1 protein-coding gene is annotated in these 531 nt (G+C 74.2%); it reads right to left on the bottom strand.

The annotated features are described in order from the left end of the window. On the bottom strand, positions 1-511 hold a 511-nt coding region (locus E1294_RS52170; RefSeq protein WP_246083908.1), incomplete at its 3' end, for an SDR family NAD(P)-dependent oxidoreductase. Between the last annotated feature and the right edge of the window lie 20 nt (positions 512-531).

Below are 531 nucleotides of genomic sequence, written 5' to 3'. Positions count from 1 at the left end.
CCACGCCGCGCAGCGCGCGCTCACCGGGAATCGACCCGATCAGCGCGGCCAGCGCGTCACGGTCGGCCACATCGCAGGCCGCCACATCCACCGCGGCCCCAAGCTCCGACAACTCCGCCACCAACTCCGCGGTGCCCGGCGCCTCCAGCCCGCGACGACTGACCAGCAACAGGTTCCGAACGCCGTGCTCGGCCACCAGGTGACGCGCCACCAGCGCGCCCAGACCACCGGTCCCGCCGGTGACCAGCACGGTGCCGTCCGAGCCGAACACCGGCTCGCGCCGCTCCGAACCCCTGACCCGGTTCAGCCTCGGCACCAGCACCCGGCCGTCCCGGACCGCGGACTCCGGCTCTCCCGACGCGACCACCGATCCCACGGCGGCCCACGACTCCTGGCTGCCGTCGACGTCCACCAGCACGAACCGGCCCGGGTTCTCCGCCTCGGCCGCCCGCACCAGCCCCCACACCGGAGCCGCCGACACATCCACCTGATCACCGTCGTCAACGGCCACCGCGCTCCGCGTCACCACCA

Source organism: Nonomuraea diastatica, from assembly GCF_004349015.1.
GTDB lineage: Bacteria > Actinomycetota > Actinomycetes > Streptosporangiales > Streptosporangiaceae > Nonomuraea > Nonomuraea diastatica.
The sequence above is the reverse complement of the archived record's forward strand: the minus strand, read 5'-3'. Positions and strand labels throughout refer to the sequence as shown.